We start from the raw sequence: 17,999 nt of genomic DNA, 5'->3' as shown, positions 1-17,999 counted from the left end.
CTCCTCGACTCCGTCGGGCAAGCCCGGATCGGGCGACTCACGCCGGTCCGAATCGCCCGCGACCGGCCCCCGCACGAATCCGATGCGCGGCCGCGTCGCCTCGCACGGCGACACCCAGGCCAGCCTCGGCAACGTGGCGAACATCATCACGGTCGTGCGCATCCTGCTCGCGCCGGTGTTCATCTGGCTCCTGCTGAGCGACGGCGGTCACGACGGCGTGCTGCGCTGGGTCGCCGCGGCGCTCTTCCTGGTCGCGATCCTCACTGACTCGGTCGACGGCTTCCTCGCGCGCCGCCAGAACCTCGTGACCGACTTCGGCAAGCTGGTCGATCCGATCGCCGACAAGATCCTCGTCGGCGGCGCGCTCGTCGCCCTCTCGATCCTCGGCGAGCTGCCGGTCTGGGTGACCGTCGTCATCCTCGTGCGCGAGTTCGGCATCACCGTCTTCCGCTTCATCGCGCTGCGCGACCGGGTGATCGCCGCCTCCATCTGGGGCAAGATCAAGACCGTCGTGCAGGCCGTGGCGGTCACCGTCGCGCTGGTGCCGTTCTGGACGCTGCTGGGCGACTGGGTGCACTGGGTCAACACGGGCCTCATGACGCTGGCTGTGCTGCTCACGGTCGGCAGCGGCATCGAGTACCTCGTCGCGGCGGCGCGTTCCGGTCGGTCGAAGCCGGCGGATGGCGCGGTTTCCGCCGACCCCGCCTCGCGCGCCTGACCGACCTCCGCGCCGTGTCCGCATCCCCTCGCAGCGTCGCCGAGCTGGGCGCCGAGCTCCTCGAGCGCTCGCTCACGACGGCTGTCGCCGAATCGCTGACCGGCGGTCTCGTCGTCGCCGAACTGGTCTCGGTGCCCGGCATCTCGGCCGTGCTGCACGGGGGAGTGGTCGCGTACGCGACTCCGCTCAAGCGCGACGTGGTGGGGGTGGATGGCGACCTCCTCGACCGGGAGAGCGCCGTGCATCCCGAGGTCGCCGCGCAGCTCGCGCAGCGCGTGCGCGCCGCGTTGGCCGTCGACGGGCGCGCCGCTCGCGTCGGCCTCGGCACGACCGGGGTGGCCGGGCCCGACCCGCAGGACGGGCACGGCGTCGGCACGGTCTTCGTGGCGGTCGCGCTCGACGAGCGCATCGAGGTGCGCCGGCTGGCGCTCTCCGGCGACCGTGCCGCGATCCGTCGGGGTGCGGTGGATGCGGTGCTCGCGCTGCTCGACGAGGTGCTCGTCACCTCGCGCTGAGGGCTCGCCGCGCGGCCCTCGAGCCCCCGATCGGCGCCCCTGACCCGCGCACTGGGGTCTGGGGAATGGCGGCGGTTTCGATCACGTTACAAGCGAAGACCTCACACGGCTTTGACAGGCCGGGCTGGTTAGAGTTCTCGCATCGGGAGCGCTATCTTGGCCTCTCCGGTGAGGCGAGACAGTGAAGGAGGATCACCATGGTTCTGGTTCGACAGGAAATCGGCGATGTCCTCCGTGACGTGCGACTGCAGAAGGCCATGACCCTTCGCCAGGTCGCCAGCAAGGCCAGCGTCGCACTCGGCTACCTCAGCGAGGTGGAGCGCGGGCAGAAGGAAGCCAGCTCCGAGATCCTCGCCTCCGTGGCCGAGGCTCTCGACACCCCGATCTCGAGCATCATGCGCGAGGTCGGCGATCGACTGGCGGTTCTCGAGGGCGTGGCGCCGATCGTGCCCGACACCCTCCCCGACGAGCTGGTCGCGGAGTTCGACGCCGGATTCGCGGTGCGCTGAGCAGCCGTCCACGACAGACATCACGAAGCCCCGGTCCTCTCGAAGACCGGGGCTTCGTCGTGTCCTGGGGCGCATGGTCGGCGGCGGTCGGTCGTGGCGTCTAGCGTGGTGCGGGTGAAGGTCAGCGAGTTCCAGCGTGCCGTCGCCGACGAGTTCGGTGAGGCCTTCGGCCGGGTGCTGATCGAGGACTCGCAGCTGGGCGAGCTCGGCGACCGCACCCCGAAGGCGGCGCTCGCCGCCGGCATTCCCGCCCGTGACGTCTGGCTCGCGCTGTGCCGCTCGCGGGACGTACCGCGCGAGCGCTGGCACGGCGTCGGGCTGCCGGACCCGCGCGACTGACCGCGGCGGCTTCTCCGGGCCCCTCTCGGCACTCCGCGGTGCTGTCCGCGGCGTCCGTTCTGCTTCGAACGCGTTCGATCCGCGACACGCCGACGTTCGAATCACTCGAACATCTGTTCGCTTCTCGCTACGATTCCTCCACAGCCTCTTTCGAAGACGAGTTGTGCTGGTTCCGCCCGTCGATCCCTCGGGATGTCGGTGGGCGGGCCTAGCGTCGACCACGTCGAAGACAGATGGCTCGACAGCCCTGTCGGAAGCAGACGGCCTTGCTACATCGGCCCGACGGAGACGACAGAAGACGGGCGCACCGACCGCGAGCACCGCTCGCCCAGCAGAAGGAGAACCGGCACATGCCCACAGCAGCAGACCGCGAGAAGGCCCTCGAGACCGCCCTCGCACAGATCGACCGTCAGTTCGGCAAGGGCACGGTCATGCGTCTCGGCAGCGACGAGCGCGCCCCCGTGGCGATCATCCCCACCGGCTCCATCGCGCTGGACGTCGCGCTCGGCATCGGCGGGCTTCCCCGCGGCCGCATCATCGAGATCTACGGCCCGGAGTCGTCGGGTAAGACGACCCTGACCCTGCACGCGATCGCCAACGCACAGCGCAACGGTGGCATCGCCGCGTTCATCGACGCGGAGCACGCCCTCGACCCGGAGTACGCCAAGAAGCTCGGCGTCGACATCGACGCCCTGCTCGTCTCGCAGCCCGACACGGGTGAGCAGGCGCTCGAGATCGCCGACATGCTCGTGCGCTCCGGCTCGATCGACCTCATCGTCGTCGACTCCGTCGCGGCGCTCGTGCCCCGCGCCGAGATCGAGGGCGAGATGGGCGACTCGCACGTCGGCCTCCAGGCGCGACTCATGTCGCAGGCGCTGCGCAAGCTCACGGGTGGTCTCAACCAGACGCAGACCACGATGATCTTCATCAACCAGCTGCGCGAGAAGATCGGCGTGTTCTTCGGCAGCCCCGAGACGACCGCGGGTGGAAAGGCGCTGAAGTTCTACGCCTCGGTTCGCCTCGACATCCGCCGCATCGAGACCCTGAAAGACGGCACCGACGCGGTCGGAAACCGCACTCGCGTCAAGGTCGTCAAGAACAAGATGGCGCCGCCCTTCAAGCAGGCGGAGTTCGACATCCTCTACGGCGTCGGCATCTCCCGCGAGGGCAGCCTGATCGACTACGGCGTCGAGCACGCCATCGTCAAGAAGTCGGGCGCCTGGTACACCTACGACGGCGATCAGCTCGGCCAGGGCAAGGAGAACGCCCGCAACTTCCTGCTGCAGCACCCCGACATCGCGCAGGAGATCGAGACGAAGATCCTCGGCAAGCTCGGTGTCGGCGAGGCCGGCAAGGCGGCGCAGGCCGCGGAGCTGGCTGCCGCCGCGGCCGTCGCCGAGACGGAGAACGTCGCGTCGCTGCAGGAGGGCCTCAAGGCCCGCAAGGCCGCGAGCGCCTGATCGTGATCGAGGCGGTGGTCGAGACGGAGTTCGAGACCATCCGCGAGTGAACAGCCTGCCCGGGCGCGCGAGCGCGCTCCCGGGCCGGAGCCACATCTGAGCCGCGTCACGGCGGCACGACGGAAGGACGCAGGGCATGAGCGACTCCGGCAACGGCAACGGCAACGGCAACGGCAACGGCAACAGCAAAAGCAACGGTCTCGACGACGAGGGCTGGTTCCGGGAGAGCGAGACCGTCCAGCCCGGTGCGGACGGGTCAGTTCACGACAGCGGCGAGGCCCGCGTCGGCGGCGAGAGCCGTGTCGACGGATCCGGCGCACGACTTGCTCCGGTGACCTGGCTGCCGGGCGCCCGCGGTGCCGAGCCGGTCGCTCCGACTGCGTCCCGGAGCGGCGATGATCTCCCGACGCTCGCGACCGTGCTCGGCGAGGTGGACGAGCTGCTCGAGCGTCGCCGCGCGCGCATGGGCGCCTCCCGGCACCCCGCGCGCGGCGCCGCGGGTGCGGGCATCGGCGCCGACGATGACGGCGCCGGCACCAGCGGCCTCGGCGGCGGTGCATCCGATCGCACGGGAGTGGCGGGATCACGTGGCTCGTCCGGTGCGATGGCGCGGATCTCGGATGCGGGCGACGGCGACCCCGAGTGGGCGACCCCCGGCATCGATCGCGCCGGCGCTCGCTCGCGCTGGGCAGGCGGCGCGGTCGATGACGACCGCGGCGACGAGGACTCGGACGCCGACGACCTCGGTCCTCTCGCCCGCGAGGAGCAGGCTGCCGAGCGAGCCGCGGCCAAGGCCGCGCGCAAGGCGGAGAACGTCGCCATGCACGCCCTGACGCGCCGTGGGATGTCGCGCCGCGAGATGGAGCGAGTGCTGCGTCAGCGCGAGTTCGACGAGAGCGAGATCGACGCCGAGCTGGCCCGGCTCGAGTCGGCGGGGCTGCTCGACGACATGGCGCTCGCTCAGAACCTCGTGGGCACCCTGCAGGAGCGCAAGGGCCTGGGCCGTACGGCGATCGCCGCCGAGCTGACGCGCCGTCTGCTGGCCCCGGCGGCGATCGAGTACGCGCTCGAGCTCGTCGACACCGGCGATGAGCTCGCGCGCGCACGCGAGATCGCCGTCAAACGGGCGGCGCAGCTGCGCTCGCTCGATCGGGAGACGGCGGTGCGCCGGCTCTCGTCGTATCTCGCGCGACGGGGGTATTCGGGCAGCACCGTCCGCACCGCCGTCGACGCTGCGCTCGCGGGGAACGATCGCGGCTCCGGGGTGCGGTTCCGCTGAGCGGCGGCGCCCGTCACGCGGCTTAGACTCGTCGCACCATGACGCTGCTCGACACCACCACCGAGCCCACGGCCGACCGTCGGCGCACCTACGAGGTGCGCACCTTCGGCTGCCAGATGAACGTGCACGACTCCGAGCGACTCAGCGGCTCCCTCGAGGCCGCCGGCTATCAGCGCGCCGAGGACGGCGTCGAAGCGGATGTCGTGGTCATCAACACCTGCGCCGTGCGCGAGAACGCCGACAACAAGCTCTATGGAACGCTCGGCCACCTCGCCGCGGCGAAGCGCGACCACGAGGGCATGCAGATCGCCGTCGGCGGCTGCCTCGCCCAGAAGGACAAGTCCGTCATCCTCGACAAGGCCCCGTGGGTCGACGTCGTCTTCGGAACGCACAACATGGGGTCGCTGCCGACCCTGCTGGAGCGCGCCCGGCACAACGGCGACGCCCAGCTCGAGATCCTCGAAGCGCTCGAGGTCTTCCCCTCGACGCTGCCGACGCGTCGCGAGTCCGCCGCGAGCGGCTGGGTCTCCATCTCGGTCGGCTGCAACAACACCTGCACCTTCTGCATCGTGCCGAGCCTGCGCGGCAAGGAACGCGACCGTCGGCCTGGCGACATCCTCAGCGAGATCGGACTGCTCGTCGACGACGGCGCCATCGAGGTCACCCTCCTCGGGCAGAACGTCAACAGCTACGGCGTCGAGTTCGGCGACCGCCTCGCCTTCGGCAAGCTGCTGCGCGCCGCGGGTGCGATCAAGGGACTCGAGCGCATTCGCTTCACGAGCCCGCACCCGGCGGCGTTCACCGACGACGTGATCGACGCGATGGCCGAGACCCCGGCGGTCATGCCGCAGCTGCACATGCCGCTGCAGTCCGGCTCCGACCGCATCCTCAAGGCCATGCGCCGCTCCTACCGCTCCGAGCGCTTCCTCGGCATCCTCGATCGCGTGCGCGCCAAGATGCCGCAGGCCGCGATCAGCACCGACATCATCGTCGGCTTCCCGGGCGAGACCGACGAGGACTTCGAGGAGACGATGCGCGTCGTCGAGCAGGCCCGCTTCGGGTCGGCGTTCACCTTCCAGTACTCGATCCGCCCGGGCACCCCCGCGGCGACGATGCCCGATCAGCTGCCGAAGGCGGTCGTGCAGGAGCGCTACGAGCGCCTGATCGAGCTGCAGGAGCGCATCTCGCACGAGGAGAACCAGAAGCTCATCGGCACGCCCGTCGAGGTGCTGGTCGCGCCCTCCGAGGGGCGCCGCGACGCGGAGACGAGCCGTCTGTCGGGTCGCGCCGAAGACGGTCGCCTGGTGCACTTCGAGCTGACGCCGGGCAGCGTGGAGCCGCGTCCGGGCGACATCGCCTCGGTCGTGGTCAGCCGGGCGGCGCCGTTCTACCTCATCGCCGACTCCGTCGACGGCGCACCGATCCCCGTGCGTCGCACCCGTGCCGGCGACGCCTGGGATCGCGACCAGGCTGAGAGCTGCGCTGTGCCCGCGCACGCGCCGGCCGTCGGCGGCGGTGTCAGCCTCGGGCTCCCGTCGCTGCGCGACGGCATCCCGCTGCGCCCCGGCCTCTGACCGTGACCGATCCCGCGGACGAGAGCCGCGCGGTCGAGTCGGCATCACCGCGCGACGGGCTGCCGATCGTCGCCGTCATCGGCGCGACCGGGACCGGCAAGTCCGAGCTGTCACTCGATCTCGCCGAGGCACTCGCCCGCGACGGGGTCGCGGCTGAGATCGTCAACGCCGACGCCATGCAGCTCTACCGCGGCATGGACATCGGCACGGCGAAGCTGGCGCCCGCCGAGCGACGCGGAGTGTCCCATCACCTGCTCGACGTACTCGACCCCACCGAGGAGGCGAGCGTCGCCGCGTACCAGCGCGAGGCGCGCGCCGTGGTCGAGGGCATCCGCGCCCGCGACGCGGTGCCGATCCTCGTCGGCGGAAGCGGGCTCTACGTCTCGAGCGTGCTCTACGAGTACGACTTCCCGGGCACCGACCCCGGCATCCGCGACCGGCTCGAACGCGATCTCGACGAGCAGGGCCCCGGGCTGCTGCACCGACGCCTGCTCGAGGTCGACCCCGCCTCGGCGCAGGAGATCGGCGCGAGCAACGGCCGCCGACTGGTGCGCGCCCTCGAGGTGATCGAGCTGACCGGAAAGCCCTTCCGCACCGGGCAGCCCGGGTCGGAGTCGCTCTGGCGTCCCGCGATCACGATCGGCCTCGAGCTCGAGCGCGCGCAGCTCACTGAGCGTCTCGACCGACGGGTCGAGCGGATGTGGTCAGCGGGCCTCGTCGACGAGGTCGCCGCACTGCGCCCGGCCGGCTTCGGCACGACCGCCGCCCGTGCGATCGGCTACGCCCAGGCGCTCGCCCAGCTCGACGGCACCGCGACGGAGGCGGAGGCGATCGCCGAGGCGGCGGCGCTGACCCGACGCTACGCGCGCCGCCAGGTCAGCTGGTTCCGCCGCTACCCCGACACGCGCTGGCTCGACGCGCTCGCTCCCGACCGCGTCGCCGCGGCGGCGGCGCTGCTGCGCCGCTGACCCGTCTGCCCTCGCCGACTGCCGCCCGCCCGCAACGGCGCAGCCGACGCCGCTCCGAGCACCAGCGTCCCGGAGATCCGGGCCCGCACCGCACGTCGGAAACTCAGGCGGACATCCCGACACCGCCCGTCACCGACGACCGCCTCCGTAGGGATCGCGCGCTCAGCCTGAGTTTCCGACACGGCGCGGGGCGGCCGGCATCAGAGCGCGCCGGTAGCCTGGGCGGGTGAGCAGCGCGCCCCTCGGAACCACCGCATCCACCGCTTCGTCGGCGGCCGACGAGCGAGCGACGGGTCTCGTGTTCACCAAGGGCCACGGCACCGGCAACGACTTCGTGCTGCTGAGCGACCCCGACGGCGAGCTGACCTTCGACGCGGCCGCTCTGGCCGATCGGCGCTTCGGCATCGGCGGCGACGGCGTCATCCGCGCGATCCGCTCCGAGCGTCTCGAGGAGGGCCGGGCCCTGCTCGCCGACGACGCGACCGCGACCTGGTTCATGGACTACCGCAACGCCGACGGCAGCATCGCCGAGATGTGCGGCAACGGCATCCGCGTCTTCGGCGAGTACCTCGTGACCGCGGGTCTCGCCGACATCGCGGTCGGCGAGACGGTCCCGATCGGCACCCGCAGCGGCGTGCGCCGGCTGCGTCGCGAGATGGACGGCTGGGCCGTCGACCTGGGCGTGTTCCGGGTCGAGGAGGGCGAGCCGACGGTCGCCGCCGACGGCCTCGACGTCGACCGCCCCGGACTCGGCATCGACGTCGGCAACCCGCACGTCGTCGTCGTGCTCGCCGAGGAGTCCGAGCTGGAGGCCCTCGACCTGCACCGGGCCCCGCAGGTGAGTCCGATCCCGCCGCACGGCGCGAACGTGGAGTTCGTCGTGCCCGCCGAGCCGCTCGTGCAGGACGGCACCGGCCGCATCCGGATGCGCGTGCACGAGCGCGGCAGCGGCGAGACCCTGTCGTGCGGCACCGGCGCCGCGGCGGCCGCGCTCGCGGTGCGCCACTTCGCTGGCGACACGATCGACCGTTGGCTCGTGGATGTTCCGGGCGGCACGGTCGGCGTGCGCGTCGGAGCCGACGGGGATGCGACCCGCGTCGAGCTGAGCGGCCCGGCCGAGCTCGTCTACACCGGCAGCTTCACCCGCGGCTGACCGCACGCGACGCCGGCGGCGACAGCGGCGACGAAGAATCGGGAGGGTCGGCGCTCAGCGCGTCAGCTCACTCCGGCGCGAGCACATCCGTCGTGCCGGCCCGCCGGCGCACGCGCAGCACGCGATACCCCTTGCTGGTGGCGGTGCGCACGACGGTCGTGTCCGATCCGAGCTCGCCCTGCAGCCAGCGCTGCAGCGAGTCGGCGCCGAGCTGCTTCGCGACGACGAGCCACGCGTCCGACGCGACGTCGAGGCGCGGCATCCAGCGTCGCAGCAGCTCGTGCAGCTCGTTCTTGCCGACGCGGATGGGCGGGTTCGACCAGATGGCGCGGAAGACGATGTCGTCGGGAACAGAATCCGGGGTGACGGCGTTCACATTGTCGAGTCCGAGCGCCTCCGCATTGCGTCGCACCAGGTCGAGCGCTCGCTGGTTCACGTCGACCGCCCACACGGTCGCACGGGGCGATTCGAGGGCGAGGCTCAGTGCGACCGGGCCCCAGCCGCAGCCCAGGTCGAGCAGGTTGCCGCCGGGAGGGGGAGCGGGCACAGCACCCAGCAGCACCGCCGTGCCGGAGTCGATCCGGTCGGGGCTGAAGACGCCGCCGGCGGTGGTCACCTCGACGCGACGACCGGCCAGCGTCACGGGGATGGTGCGGGGCACGAAATCGCTTCCCGGCTGGGGGGAGAAGTAGTGCTCGCCGGACATGCTGGAAACCTACCGGAGCCGAGGAACTAGGGTTGACCGAATCATGACTGAGAACGACGAACAGGATCGGGGCGACGGCGCCATCGAGCGCCCGTCGGACTCCGCGATCAAGAACTCCGCCACCACCGACGCCGCCATCGACCGCGTGCTCGCCAATGAAGAGAGCCGCGCCACCGTGTCGCGCTTCGGCGCCCGCTCGGTGAGCCTGCAGGTCGACGACCACTACGACGACGATCGCGACGGCGATCAGCTCGACCGCGAGGAACGCGCCTCGCTGCGCCGCGTCGCCGGGCTCTCCACCGAGCTCGAAGACGTCACCGAGGTCGAGTACCGCCAGCTGCGCCTCGAGAATGTGGTGCTGATCGGGGTCTACTCCGGCAGCAACCTCGAGACCGCCGAGGTCTCGCTGCGCGAGCTCGCCTCGCTCGCCGAGACCGCCGGCGCCGTCGTGCTCGACGGCCTGCTGCAGCGCCGCCCGCACCCCGACCCCGCGACCTACATCGGCCGAGGCAAGGCCGAGGAGCTGGCCGCGATCGTGCAGTCGCTCGGCGCCGACACGGTCGTGGCGGATGCGGAGCTCGCCCCGAGCCAGCGCCGCGCTCTCGAGGACGCGGTGAAGGTGAAGGTCATCGACCGCACCGCCGTCATCCTCGACATCTTCAGCCAGCACGCCAAGAGCCGCGAGGGCAAGGCGCAGGTCGAGCTCGCGCAGCTGCAGTACCTGCTTCCCCGTCTGCGCGGTTGGGGTGACTCGATGTCCCGCCAGGCCGGTGGCCAGGTGGGCGCGGGAAACGGCATGGGAAGCCGCGGACCGGGTGAGACGAAGATCGAGCTCGACCGCCGCCGCATCCACACCCGCATGGCCCGGCTGCGTCGGCAGATCGCCGGCTTCGCGCCCGCTCGCGAGGCGAAGCGCGCGAACCGCGACCGCTTCGCGGTGCCGAGCGTCGCGATCGCCGGGTACACGAACGCGGGCAAGTCGAGTCTGCTGAACCGCATCACCCGCGCCGGCGTGCTCGTCGAGAACGCGCTGTTCGCGACCCTCGACCCGACCGTGCGCAAGACCCGCACCCCCGACGGCCGTCTCTACACGCTCGCCGACACGGTCGGCTTCGTGCGCGACCTGCCGCACCAGCTGGTCGAGGCGTTCCGCTCGACGCTCGAGGAGGTGCGCGACTCGGATGTGATCGTGCACGTCGTCGACGGCGCGCATCCCGATCCGGCCTCGCAGCTGACGACGGTGCGCGACGTGATCGGCGAGGTGGATGCACGCGACCTTCCCGAGATCGTCGTCTTCAACAAGGCAGACCTGATCGACGAGGATGCGCGGATCGTGCTGCGTGGGCTGGAGCCGAAGTCGATCTTCGTCTCGGCCCGCACCGGCGAGGGCGTCGCGGAGCTGCAGGAGCGCATCGCGCAGCTGCTTCCGCAGCCCGACGTCGAGCTCGAGCTGCTCGTGCCCTACGACCGCGGCGAGGTGGTGTCGTTCGCGCACGCGAACGCGCGCATCCTCGACACCGAGTACGTCGAGGAGGGCACGCGCGTGAAGCTGCTCGCGATGGAGCCCGTCGCGCGTCAGCTGGAGTCGATGCTCGCGGAGCCGCTCGCGCAGGTCTGAGCGCCGCGCGGCGCGCGCCGATCCGCGCGCGTCTCGGCCCGATCACACCGGGCCGAGACGCGCGCGCTCGGTCAGACGCTCTCGACCGCGGGGGCGAGCTCCCGACGGAGGATGTCCGCGCCGGCGCTGAGCGCGGCGAGCTTCCCCTGAGCGACCTCCCGACTCAGCGGAGCCATGCCGCAGTTCGTGCTGGGGATCAGCAGCTCGGGGTCGACGAACTCGAGCGCCTTCCGGAGCACATCGGCGACCTCGTCAGCCGACTCGACGGCCGTGCTCGCCACGTCGATGGCCCCGAGCATGACCTTCTTGCCGCGGATGAGCTCGATGAGATCCATCGGCACGTGCGAGTGCTGGCATTCGAGCGAGACGATGTCGATCGACGACTCCCGGATCATCGGGAAGGTCTTCTCGTACTGGCGCCATTCCGCGCCGAGCGTCGCCTTCCAGTCGGTGTTCGCCGCGATGCCGTAGCCGTAGCAGATGTGCACGGCGGTCTCGGCCTGCAGCCCTTCTGCGGCGCGCTCCAGTGCGGCGACACCCCAGTCCTGCACCTCGTCGAAGAACACGTTGAACGAGGGCTCGTCGAACTGGATGATGTCGACGCCGGCCGCCTCGAGCTCCTTCGCCTCCTCGTTGAGGATCCCGGCGAACTCCCACGCCAGCTTCTCGCGGCTGCCGTAGTGCCGGTCCGCGAGCGTGTCGATCATGGTCATCGGCCCGGGAAGCGCCCACTTGATCGGACGGTCGGTCTGCGCCCGCAGGAACCGCGCATCGTCGACGAAGACCGGCTTCTCGCGGCCGACCGCGCCGACGACCGTCGGCACGCTCGCGTCGTAGCGGTCGCGGATGCGCACGGTCTCGCGGTTCTCGAAGTCCACGCCGCTGAGATGCTCGATGAACGTCGTGACGAAGTGCTGTCGGGTCTGCTCGCCATCGCTGAGGATGTCGATTCCGGCTGACTCCTGCTCGTGGGCGGAGATGCGCAGCGCATCCTGCTTGCCCTCGATCAGTGCGTCGCCGTCCAGCTTCCACGGCGACCACAGCTTCTCGGGCTCGGCGAGCCAGGTGGGCTTGGGGAGACTGCCCGCGGTCGATGTCGGAAGCAGGCGGCGGGAGCTGTCGCTCGGCTGACGGCTGGTCATGCGATCGGGGCCGGGTAGGCGGCCGCCCACTGCTCGAGGGCGTCTCGGTGCGGTGTCATGAAGTGCTCCTCGGTGTACTTGCCCTGGGTCGAGGCGAGCCGGTTCCGCTCCTCCCGGTCGTAGGAGACCTGGGTTCGCGAGTAGTCCTGCAGCTCGAGGCTCGGGCGGTAGATCGCGGTGGCGGCGGAGTTCGCGTTGTAGATCTCCGGCCGGTAGATCCGCTGGAAGGTCTCCATCGTGCTGATCGTGCCGATCAGCTGCAGATCCGAGTAGTCGTTCAGCAGATCACCGCGGTGATAGAACGCGAGCGGCGCCACGCTCCCCGGCGGCATGAAGAACCGCGCCCGCAGGCCCATCTTGTCGAAGTACCGGTCGGTCACCGAGACGTCGTCGTTGAGGTACTCGACGCCGAGCACGGGGTGGATGTTGTCGGTGCGGCGGTAGGTCTTGCTGGTGGAGACGCTGATGCAGATCACCGGGGGAGCGGCGAAGCGCTCGCGGAAGGCGGGCGAGGCGAGGAAGTGGTCGAACAGCTTGCCGTGAAGCACCCCGAAGTCGTCCGGCAGGGGCGCATCCGGCCCGGATGCCGTGAGCGAGGGGAGGAGCACGCTGAAGTCGTAGTCGCGCACGTACGACGAGAAGTTGTTGCCGACGATGCCGTGGCGTCGCTCACCGGTCGCGCTGTCGAGGATCTGCACGTCGAGGATCTCGATCAGTGGGAACGCGTCCTCCGCGCTCGTGTCGGCGAATCGCAGGCCGACCGAGACGATCTCGAGCTCGACCGTGTAGCGATCGCCGGCCGGGTTGTCCCAGTCGGCGAGGGCGTTGAAGCGGCGGTCGATCATGCCGAGGGCGTTGCGGAGGTTCTGCTGGCGGTGCTCCCCGCGAGCGAGGTTCGCGAAGTTCGTGGTGACGCGGGACGTCTCCGCGGGCTCGTAGTGCTCGTCGAAGCGCGTCGTCGTGATCGCGTAGTCGAACTCGTCAGTCACAGGAGAAACATCCCTCGGTCGGTCGGTCTTCTGACAGCGCAGGAGATCCACCTGAATCGTGCCCGTGATCCGGGGATATCGGGTAATTCGTCGTGACTATGCCGAAATATAGAATGACGCTATGGCACGCGACTCCAGCCGCATCTCCCTCCAGCAGCTCCAGTACTTCGTCGAGGTCGCCGCGGAAGGATCGATCAGCGCCGCCGCCGACCAGCTGTTCGTGGCGCAGCCCACCATGTCGGCGGCGATGAAGGATCTCGAAGCGCGCGTCGGGCGCACCCTGCTCACCCGCTCGGCCCGCGGCGTCTCGCTCACCGCCGACGGAACCGAGTTCCTGGGCTACGCCCGGCAGGTCGTCGAGCAGGTGGTCCTCCTCGAGCACCGCTACCTCGGCCGTCCGCCGTCGCGGCGTCTGCTCGGGGTCTCGACGCAGCACTACTCGTTCGCGGTCGACGCCTTCGTGCGCATGGTGCGCGCGAGCGACGCCGACGAGTACGAGTTCTCACTGCGCGAGACCCGCACCTGGGACATCATCGAAGACGTCCGTGCGCTGCGCAGCGAGGTCGGGATCCTCTACCGGAACGACTTCAACCGCAAGGTGATCGACAAGCTGCTCCGTGATTCGGGCCTGGTGTTCCGACCGCTCTTCATCGCCGAACCGCACATCTTCGTCGCGAGGACGAATCCGCTCGTCCCCCGCGAGCGGGTCGTCCTGGCCGACCTGGCCGACCTGCCACGGCTGACCTTCGATCAGGGTGCGAACAACTCCTTCTACCTCGCCGAGGAGATCCTCTCGACCCTCTCGAGCCGGCAGGAGATCCGCGTCTCCGATCGGGCGACCATCTTCAATCTCATGATCGGACTCGACGGCTACACGATCTCGACGGGCATCATCAGCGACGACCTGAACCCCGAGATCGTCGCGATCCCGCTCGACATCGACGATCGCATCGAGATCGGATGGATCGAGCATTCGGCGATCCCGCTCACCGAGCAGGCCCAGCGCTACCTGGGGGAGCTGCGCTCCGTCGTCGCGGAGTTCGGCATCTCGCTGCTCGACGGCGAGCAGAGCTCGGACGCCGAGCAGGGCTTCGACGCCGACCTCGAGCGCGACTAGGGCTTCACCGCGCCGATCTCGTAGGCGAGGATGACCACCTGCACCCGGTCGCGCAGGCCCAGCCCGCGCAGCACCCGCCCGACGTGCGTCTTCACCGTCGACTCCGAGAGGTAGAGGCGGCCGGCGATCTCGCCGTTCGTCGCGCCTTCGGCCATGAGCTGGAACACCTCGCGCTCGCGGTCGGTGAGCACCGCGAGCACGGTGTCGTCGCGTCCGGTCGGCTCCAGCGCCGGGGCCGCCAGGTCGATCAGGCGCGCGGTCACACGCGGCGCGACCACGGCATCCCCGCGGTGCACGGCGCGGATCGCGTCGGCCAGCTCGGCCGGCCGCGCGTCCTTGAGCAGGAAGCCGCTCGCGCCCGCGCGCAGCGCGCCGAAGGCGTACTCGTCGCGGTCGAAGGTCGTGAGCACGAGCACGCGGGTGTCGGGGCGCAGCGCGACGACGAGCTCGGTCGCGCGGATGCCGTCCATCTCGGGCATGCGCACATCCATCAGCACCAGATCGGGCTCGAGCCGGCGCACCTCCGCGACCGCGGCGGCGCCATCGCCGGCCTCGCCGACGACCTCGATGTCGGCCTCGGCGTCGAGCACCATGCGGAAGCCGAGCCGCACGAGCTCCTGATCGTCGACGATGAGCACGCGGATGCGATCGGTCACGGGGTCTCCTTGTCGGCAGCGGTGGATGGATGAGGTGCTCGGCGCGGCGCATCGTCGCGCCCGCCGTCGCGGGGCAGCACGGCGCGCACCCGCCAGCCGCCGCCCTCGGCCGGCCCGGTCTCGACCGAGCCGCCGAACAGCGCGACGCGCTCCCGCATCCCGAGCAGGCCGCGGCCGGCGCCCTGCTGGGCGGTGCGGCGTCCCGTCCCGCGATCGAGCACGGTGATCTCGACGCGCTCGACGCCCCAGTCGATGTCGGCCGACGCGGGAGCGCCGTCGGCGTAGCGGAGGGCGTTCGTGAGGGACTCCTGCATGATCCGGTAGACCGTGAGCCCGAGTGCGGCATCCGCGCCCGGCTCGCCGCGGGAGCTCAGCTCGACCCGCAGCCCAGCCGTGCGGAAGCCGGCGACCAGTTCGCCGAGCTGCGCGGCGCCGGGCTGCGGGCGGCGCTCCGCCTGGCCGGGCTCGCCGAGCACCCCGAGCAGCCGGCGCAGCTCGGCGAGGCTGCGGCGTCCCGTCTCGGCGACCGTGCTCATCGTCGCCGCGGCATCGGCGGGCCGCGTTGCGGCGGTCGCGGCGGCGCCCTCCGAGAGCGCGATCATGACCGACATGCTGTGCGCGAGCACGTCGTGCATCTCGCCGGCGATGCGGCCCCGCTCCTCGGCCGCGGCGATCTCCGCACGCTGGTCGCGTTCGCGCGCGAGCTGACCGGCGCGGTCGATGAGGGCGTCGAGGTAGCGGCGGCGGTTGCCGATGCTCATGCCGAGCAGCAGAGCGGAGAGCAGGAAGATCGTCGAGACGACGAGCGTCGAGCTCAGCGCGGCGACGCCGTGACCGGTCTCGCCCTCGATCACCGACCACACGCCGGGCACGGCCGCCCCGAGGGCGGTGCTCAGCGCCGAGCAGCCGGCGATGAGGGTGAAGGAGAGCCAGGCGGTGCGGCCTCCGCGGTAGGCGCCGACCGCGTACAGCGCGAAGATGCTCAACGTCGGCTCGGCGAGGCTCGGAACCGGCAGCGGAACCAGCACGAGCGCGGCCGCGAGCACGACGCCCCAGAGAGGGCGGCTGCGCCGGAACAGCAGCGCGACCGTCGACGCGGCGATGCAGATCAGTGTCGGGATCGTCCACCATCCGGGGTTCGGCAGATCCCAGAGCGGGGTGCGCTCGTTGAATACCGCCGACGCGACGACGGTCAGTACGGCGAACCCCGCGAACAGGCCCGCGATCGTGCCGTCGACGGCACGCGCGTGCCGTTGCAGCCAGCTGCGGATCCGGCCCGGGGGATGCGGAAGGCCGAGGCCCTCCGCATCCGCAGAGGACCTCGGCCGCTTCGCCGCGCGGTTCAGGCGTCCCGCCGCTTCAGGGCGATCGCGCCGAGCACGAGCGCGGCGACCGCCCAGACGAGCACCACGATCGCGGCGACGGCCGGCGTCAGAGCATCGTCGGCCGCACCACCGAGGGCCATCGCCGACGGCCCCGGAACCGAGGCGAGGGTCGAGCCGGCCTGCGAGATGAGGAACTTCATCACGTCGCCGATCCAGTCGAGCCACGAGCTGAGCACCATGAGCAGGGTCGGCAGCACGAGCAGCACGCCCAGCGCGATCGCGATCCCACCCGCCGACGATCGCACGGCCGTGCCGATGCCGAGGCCGAACACGGCGACGAGGCCCAGATAGAGAGCGGCGCCGGCGAAGGCGGTCAGCACGTCGCCGTCGATGACGAGCGGGATGTCGCGGGCGGTGAACAGCGCGGCCGCCACGCCGAGCGAGCCGAGAACGCCCACGGCGCCGAGCAGGAACATCCAGACGAAGGCGACGATCGCCTTGCCGAAGAGCACCGGCAGACGGCGCGGCACGGCCGCGAGGCTCGAGCGGATCATGCCCGTCGAGTACTCGCCCGAGATGATCAGCACGCCCTGGATCGCCGCGACCAGCACGCCGATCGAGGCGCCGGTGGTGACGACGGTGCCGAGCAGGAACCGTCCGTTCTCGTCGGGGTCGGCGCCGGGGGCGAGCTCGGTCGGCGCGGTCGCCGCGAGCATCGCCGCGAGGCCGATCCAGAGCACGAGGATGATGGCGCTGGTCCAGAAGGTCGAGCGCAGGCTCGTGAACTTGATCCACTCCGAGCGCAGCACGCGGCCGAAGGTCACGCCCGGGCGGGTCGTGTTCGTCGCACCGGCGGACGGAGCGAGCGTCGCGGCGGTCATCGCAGCACCGCCTCGGGCTGGGCGCTGCGGTACTCGACCTCGTCGGCCGTCAGCGCCAGGTACGCCTCCTCCAGCGAGCTCGCGATCGGCGTGAGCTCGTGCAGCACGACGCCGCGGGCGGCGGCGGCCTCGCCGACGGTCTCGGCTGTCGCGCCGTGCACGCTCACCGCGCCGTCCGGCAGCGGGGTCACGGTCGCGCCGCGCAGCGCCTCGGCGAGCAGCTGCGGCTGCGGGGTGCGCACGCGCACGGTCGCTCCGCCGGCGCCGGCGATGATCTCGGCGACCGGCGCATCCGCCAGCACCTGCCCGCGCCCGAGCACGATGATGTGGTCGGCGGTCTGCGCCATCTCGCTCATCAGATGCGAGGAGAGCAGCACCGTGCGTCCTTCGGCGGCCAGGCCGCGCACGAGCTGGCGCACCCAGGTGACGCCCTCCGGGTCGAGCCCGTTGACCGGCTCGTCGAGGATCAGCGTCGCCGGGTCGCCGAGCAGCGCGGCGGCGATGCCGAGGCGCTGGCCCATGCCGAGCGAGAAGCCGCCGACGCGCTTGCGGGCGACGCTGTCGAGGCCGGTGAGGGCGATGACCTCGTGCACGCGGGCGGTGGGGATGCCGTGGGTCGCCGCGAGCGACTGCAGGTGCTTGAACGCGCTGCGGCCGGTGTGCACGGCCTTCGCGTCGAGCAGCACGCCGACCTCGCGCAGGGGAGCGCGGTGCTCGGCGTAGGGCCGTCCGTTGACGGTGACGCCGCCGGAGGTCGGACGGTCGAGTCCGACGATCATGCGCATGGTGGTCGACTTGCCGGCGCCGTTGGGGCCGAGGAAGCCGGTCACCTGACCGGGACGCACGGTGAAGTCGATGCCGTCGACCGCGACCTTCGCCCCGTAGCGCTTGGTGAGCGCGCGAGCCTGGATCATGTCTGCCCTTCGTCGTGAGCGGGGCCGTGTGCCCTGCGTCATCAACGCTAGGAAGAGAGATGAGTCGCGGTCATCCGCCGTGGGGCGGGTTCGTGCGCGATCCGGCTGGCACCGTGGTACCAGCGGGGGAGGCGCG

18 protein-coding genes are annotated in these 17,999 nt (G+C 71.2%); 11 read left to right on the top strand and 7 right to left on the bottom strand.

The genetic code is table 11. The features are described from left to right. The first annotated feature begins 82 nt into the window (after window positions 1–82). The 9 genes from pgsA (at window position 83) to dapF (ending at window position 8,515) form a co-directional block, all read left to right on the top strand. Window positions 83–718, top strand: a complete 636-nt coding sequence (gene pgsA / locus BJ979_RS14635) for a CDP-diacylglycerol--glycerol-3-phosphate 3-phosphatidyltransferase (RefSeq protein WP_179570403.1) — start codon at window positions 83–85, stop codon at window positions 716–718. A 14-nt stretch (window positions 719–732) separates the two neighbouring features. Further along, window positions 733–1,233, top strand: a complete 501-nt coding sequence (locus tag BJ979_RS14630) for a CinA family protein (protein WP_179569004.1) — start codon at window positions 733–735, stop codon at window positions 1,231–1,233. Between the two features lie 197 nt (window positions 1,234–1,430). Next, a complete protein-coding gene (locus tag BJ979_RS14625; protein ID WP_179569002.1) occupies window positions 1,431–1,742 on the top strand; it encodes a helix-turn-helix domain-containing protein in 312 nt (103 codons plus the stop codon). A 114-nt stretch (window positions 1,743–1,856) separates the two neighbouring features. After that, window positions 1,857–2,081 (top strand): DUF3046 domain-containing protein, encoded by a 225-nt coding sequence (locus tag BJ979_RS14620; RefSeq protein ID WP_179569000.1) that lies wholly within the window; start codon window positions 1,857–1,859, stop codon window positions 2,079–2,081. A 350-nt stretch (window positions 2,082–2,431) separates the two neighbouring features. Next, the gene (gene recA / locus BJ979_RS14615; protein WP_179568998.1) at window positions 2,432–3,541 is read left to right on the top strand and encodes a recombinase RecA; all 1,110 of its coding nucleotides are present in this window, start codon (window positions 2,432–2,434) and stop codon (window positions 3,539–3,541) included. A 136-nt stretch (window positions 3,542–3,677) separates the two neighbouring features. Next, the gene (locus BJ979_RS14610) at window positions 3,678–4,820 is read left to right on the top strand and encodes a regulatory protein RecX (RefSeq protein WP_179568996.1); all 1,143 of its coding nucleotides are present in this window, start codon (window positions 3,678–3,680) and stop codon (window positions 4,818–4,820) included. A gap of 38 nt (window positions 4,821–4,858) precedes the next feature. After that, complete coding sequence (gene miaB / locus BJ979_RS14605) at window positions 4,859–6,394, top strand: tRNA (N6-isopentenyl adenosine(37)-C2)-methylthiotransferase MiaB (protein WP_179568994.1); 1,536 nt, start codon at window positions 4,859–4,861, stop codon at window positions 6,392–6,394. Between the two features lie 59 nt (window positions 6,395–6,453). Further along, window positions 6,454–7,362 (top strand): tRNA (adenosine(37)-N6)-dimethylallyltransferase MiaA, encoded by a 909-nt coding sequence (miaA, locus tag BJ979_RS14600; protein WP_179570401.1) that lies wholly within the window; start codon window positions 6,454–6,456, stop codon window positions 7,360–7,362. A 226-nt stretch (window positions 7,363–7,588) separates the two neighbouring features. Beyond that, window positions 7,589–8,515, top strand: coding sequence for a diaminopimelate epimerase (gene dapF, locus BJ979_RS14595; protein ID WP_179568992.1), 927 nt, complete (start codon window positions 7,589–7,591; stop codon window positions 8,513–8,515). Between the two features lie 67 nt (window positions 8,516–8,582). Here the strand turns inward: dapF and BJ979_RS14590 are convergent, their stop codons facing one another. Beyond that, entirely contained in the window at window positions 8,583–9,221 is a 639-nt protein-coding gene (locus tag BJ979_RS14590) for a class I SAM-dependent methyltransferase (RefSeq protein WP_179568990.1), read from the bottom strand. A 43-nt stretch (window positions 9,222–9,264) separates the two neighbouring features. Between BJ979_RS14590 and hflX the strand changes: the two genes are divergently transcribed. Then, window positions 9,265–10,839, top strand: a complete 1,575-nt coding sequence (hflX, locus tag BJ979_RS14585; protein ID WP_179568988.1) for a GTPase HflX — start codon at window positions 9,265–9,267, stop codon at window positions 10,837–10,839. Between the two features lie 71 nt (window positions 10,840–10,910). Here hflX and BJ979_RS14580 read toward each other — a convergent pair whose 3' ends face one another. Both BJ979_RS14580 and BJ979_RS14575 read right to left on the bottom strand, forming a co-directional pair. Next, entirely contained in the window at window positions 10,911–11,981 is a 1,071-nt protein-coding gene (locus BJ979_RS14580; RefSeq protein ID WP_179568986.1) for a methionine synthase, read from the bottom strand. Continuing rightward, a complete protein-coding gene (locus tag BJ979_RS14575) occupies window positions 11,978–12,970 on the bottom strand; it encodes a putative oxygenase MesX (protein WP_179568984.1) in 993 nt (330 codons plus the stop codon). The genes BJ979_RS14580 and BJ979_RS14575 overlap by 4 nt, the downstream gene beginning before the upstream one ends. A 121-nt stretch (window positions 12,971–13,091) precedes the next feature. Between BJ979_RS14575 and BJ979_RS14570 the strand changes: the two genes are divergently transcribed. Next, window positions 13,092–14,087, top strand: a complete 996-nt coding sequence (locus BJ979_RS14570; protein WP_179568982.1) for a LysR family transcriptional regulator — start codon at window positions 13,092–13,094, stop codon at window positions 14,085–14,087. On the opposite strand, the gene BJ979_RS14565 is transcribed toward BJ979_RS14570, so the two are convergent. The 4 genes from BJ979_RS14565 to BJ979_RS14550 all read right to left on the bottom strand — a co-directional run bounded on the left by BJ979_RS14565 (window position 14,084) and on the right by BJ979_RS14550 (window position 17,863). Further along, complete coding sequence (locus tag BJ979_RS14565; RefSeq protein ID WP_179568980.1) at window positions 14,084–14,743, bottom strand: response regulator; 660 nt, start codon at window positions 14,741–14,743, stop codon at window positions 14,084–14,086. The genes BJ979_RS14570 and BJ979_RS14565 overlap by 4 nt on opposite strands. Next, window positions 14,740–16,002: a sensor histidine kinase gene (locus BJ979_RS17710; RefSeq protein WP_425502510.1), complete on the bottom strand. Its 1,263-nt coding sequence runs from the start codon at window positions 16,000–16,002 to the stop codon at window positions 14,740–14,742. The genes BJ979_RS14565 and BJ979_RS17710 overlap by 4 nt, the downstream gene beginning before the upstream one ends. An 83-nt stretch (window positions 16,003–16,085) precedes the next feature. Continuing rightward, window positions 16,086–16,949 (bottom strand): ABC-2 transporter permease, encoded by an 864-nt coding sequence (locus BJ979_RS14555; protein ID WP_179568975.1) that lies wholly within the window; start codon window positions 16,947–16,949, stop codon window positions 16,086–16,088. Further along, window positions 16,946–17,863: an ABC transporter ATP-binding protein gene (locus tag BJ979_RS14550; protein ID WP_179568973.1), complete on the bottom strand. Its 918-nt coding sequence runs from the start codon at window positions 17,861–17,863 to the stop codon at window positions 16,946–16,948. Before BJ979_RS14550 ends, BJ979_RS14555 begins: the two co-directional genes overlap by 4 nt. Window positions 17,864–17,999: the final 136 nt, after the last annotated feature.

This window comes from Schumannella luteola (assembly GCF_013408685.1).
Taxonomy (GTDB): domain Bacteria; phylum Actinomycetota; class Actinomycetes; order Actinomycetales; family Microbacteriaceae; genus Schumannella; species Schumannella luteola.
Note: the sequence above shows the minus strand (reverse complement) of the source record. Positions and strands in the feature narration are given on the sequence as shown.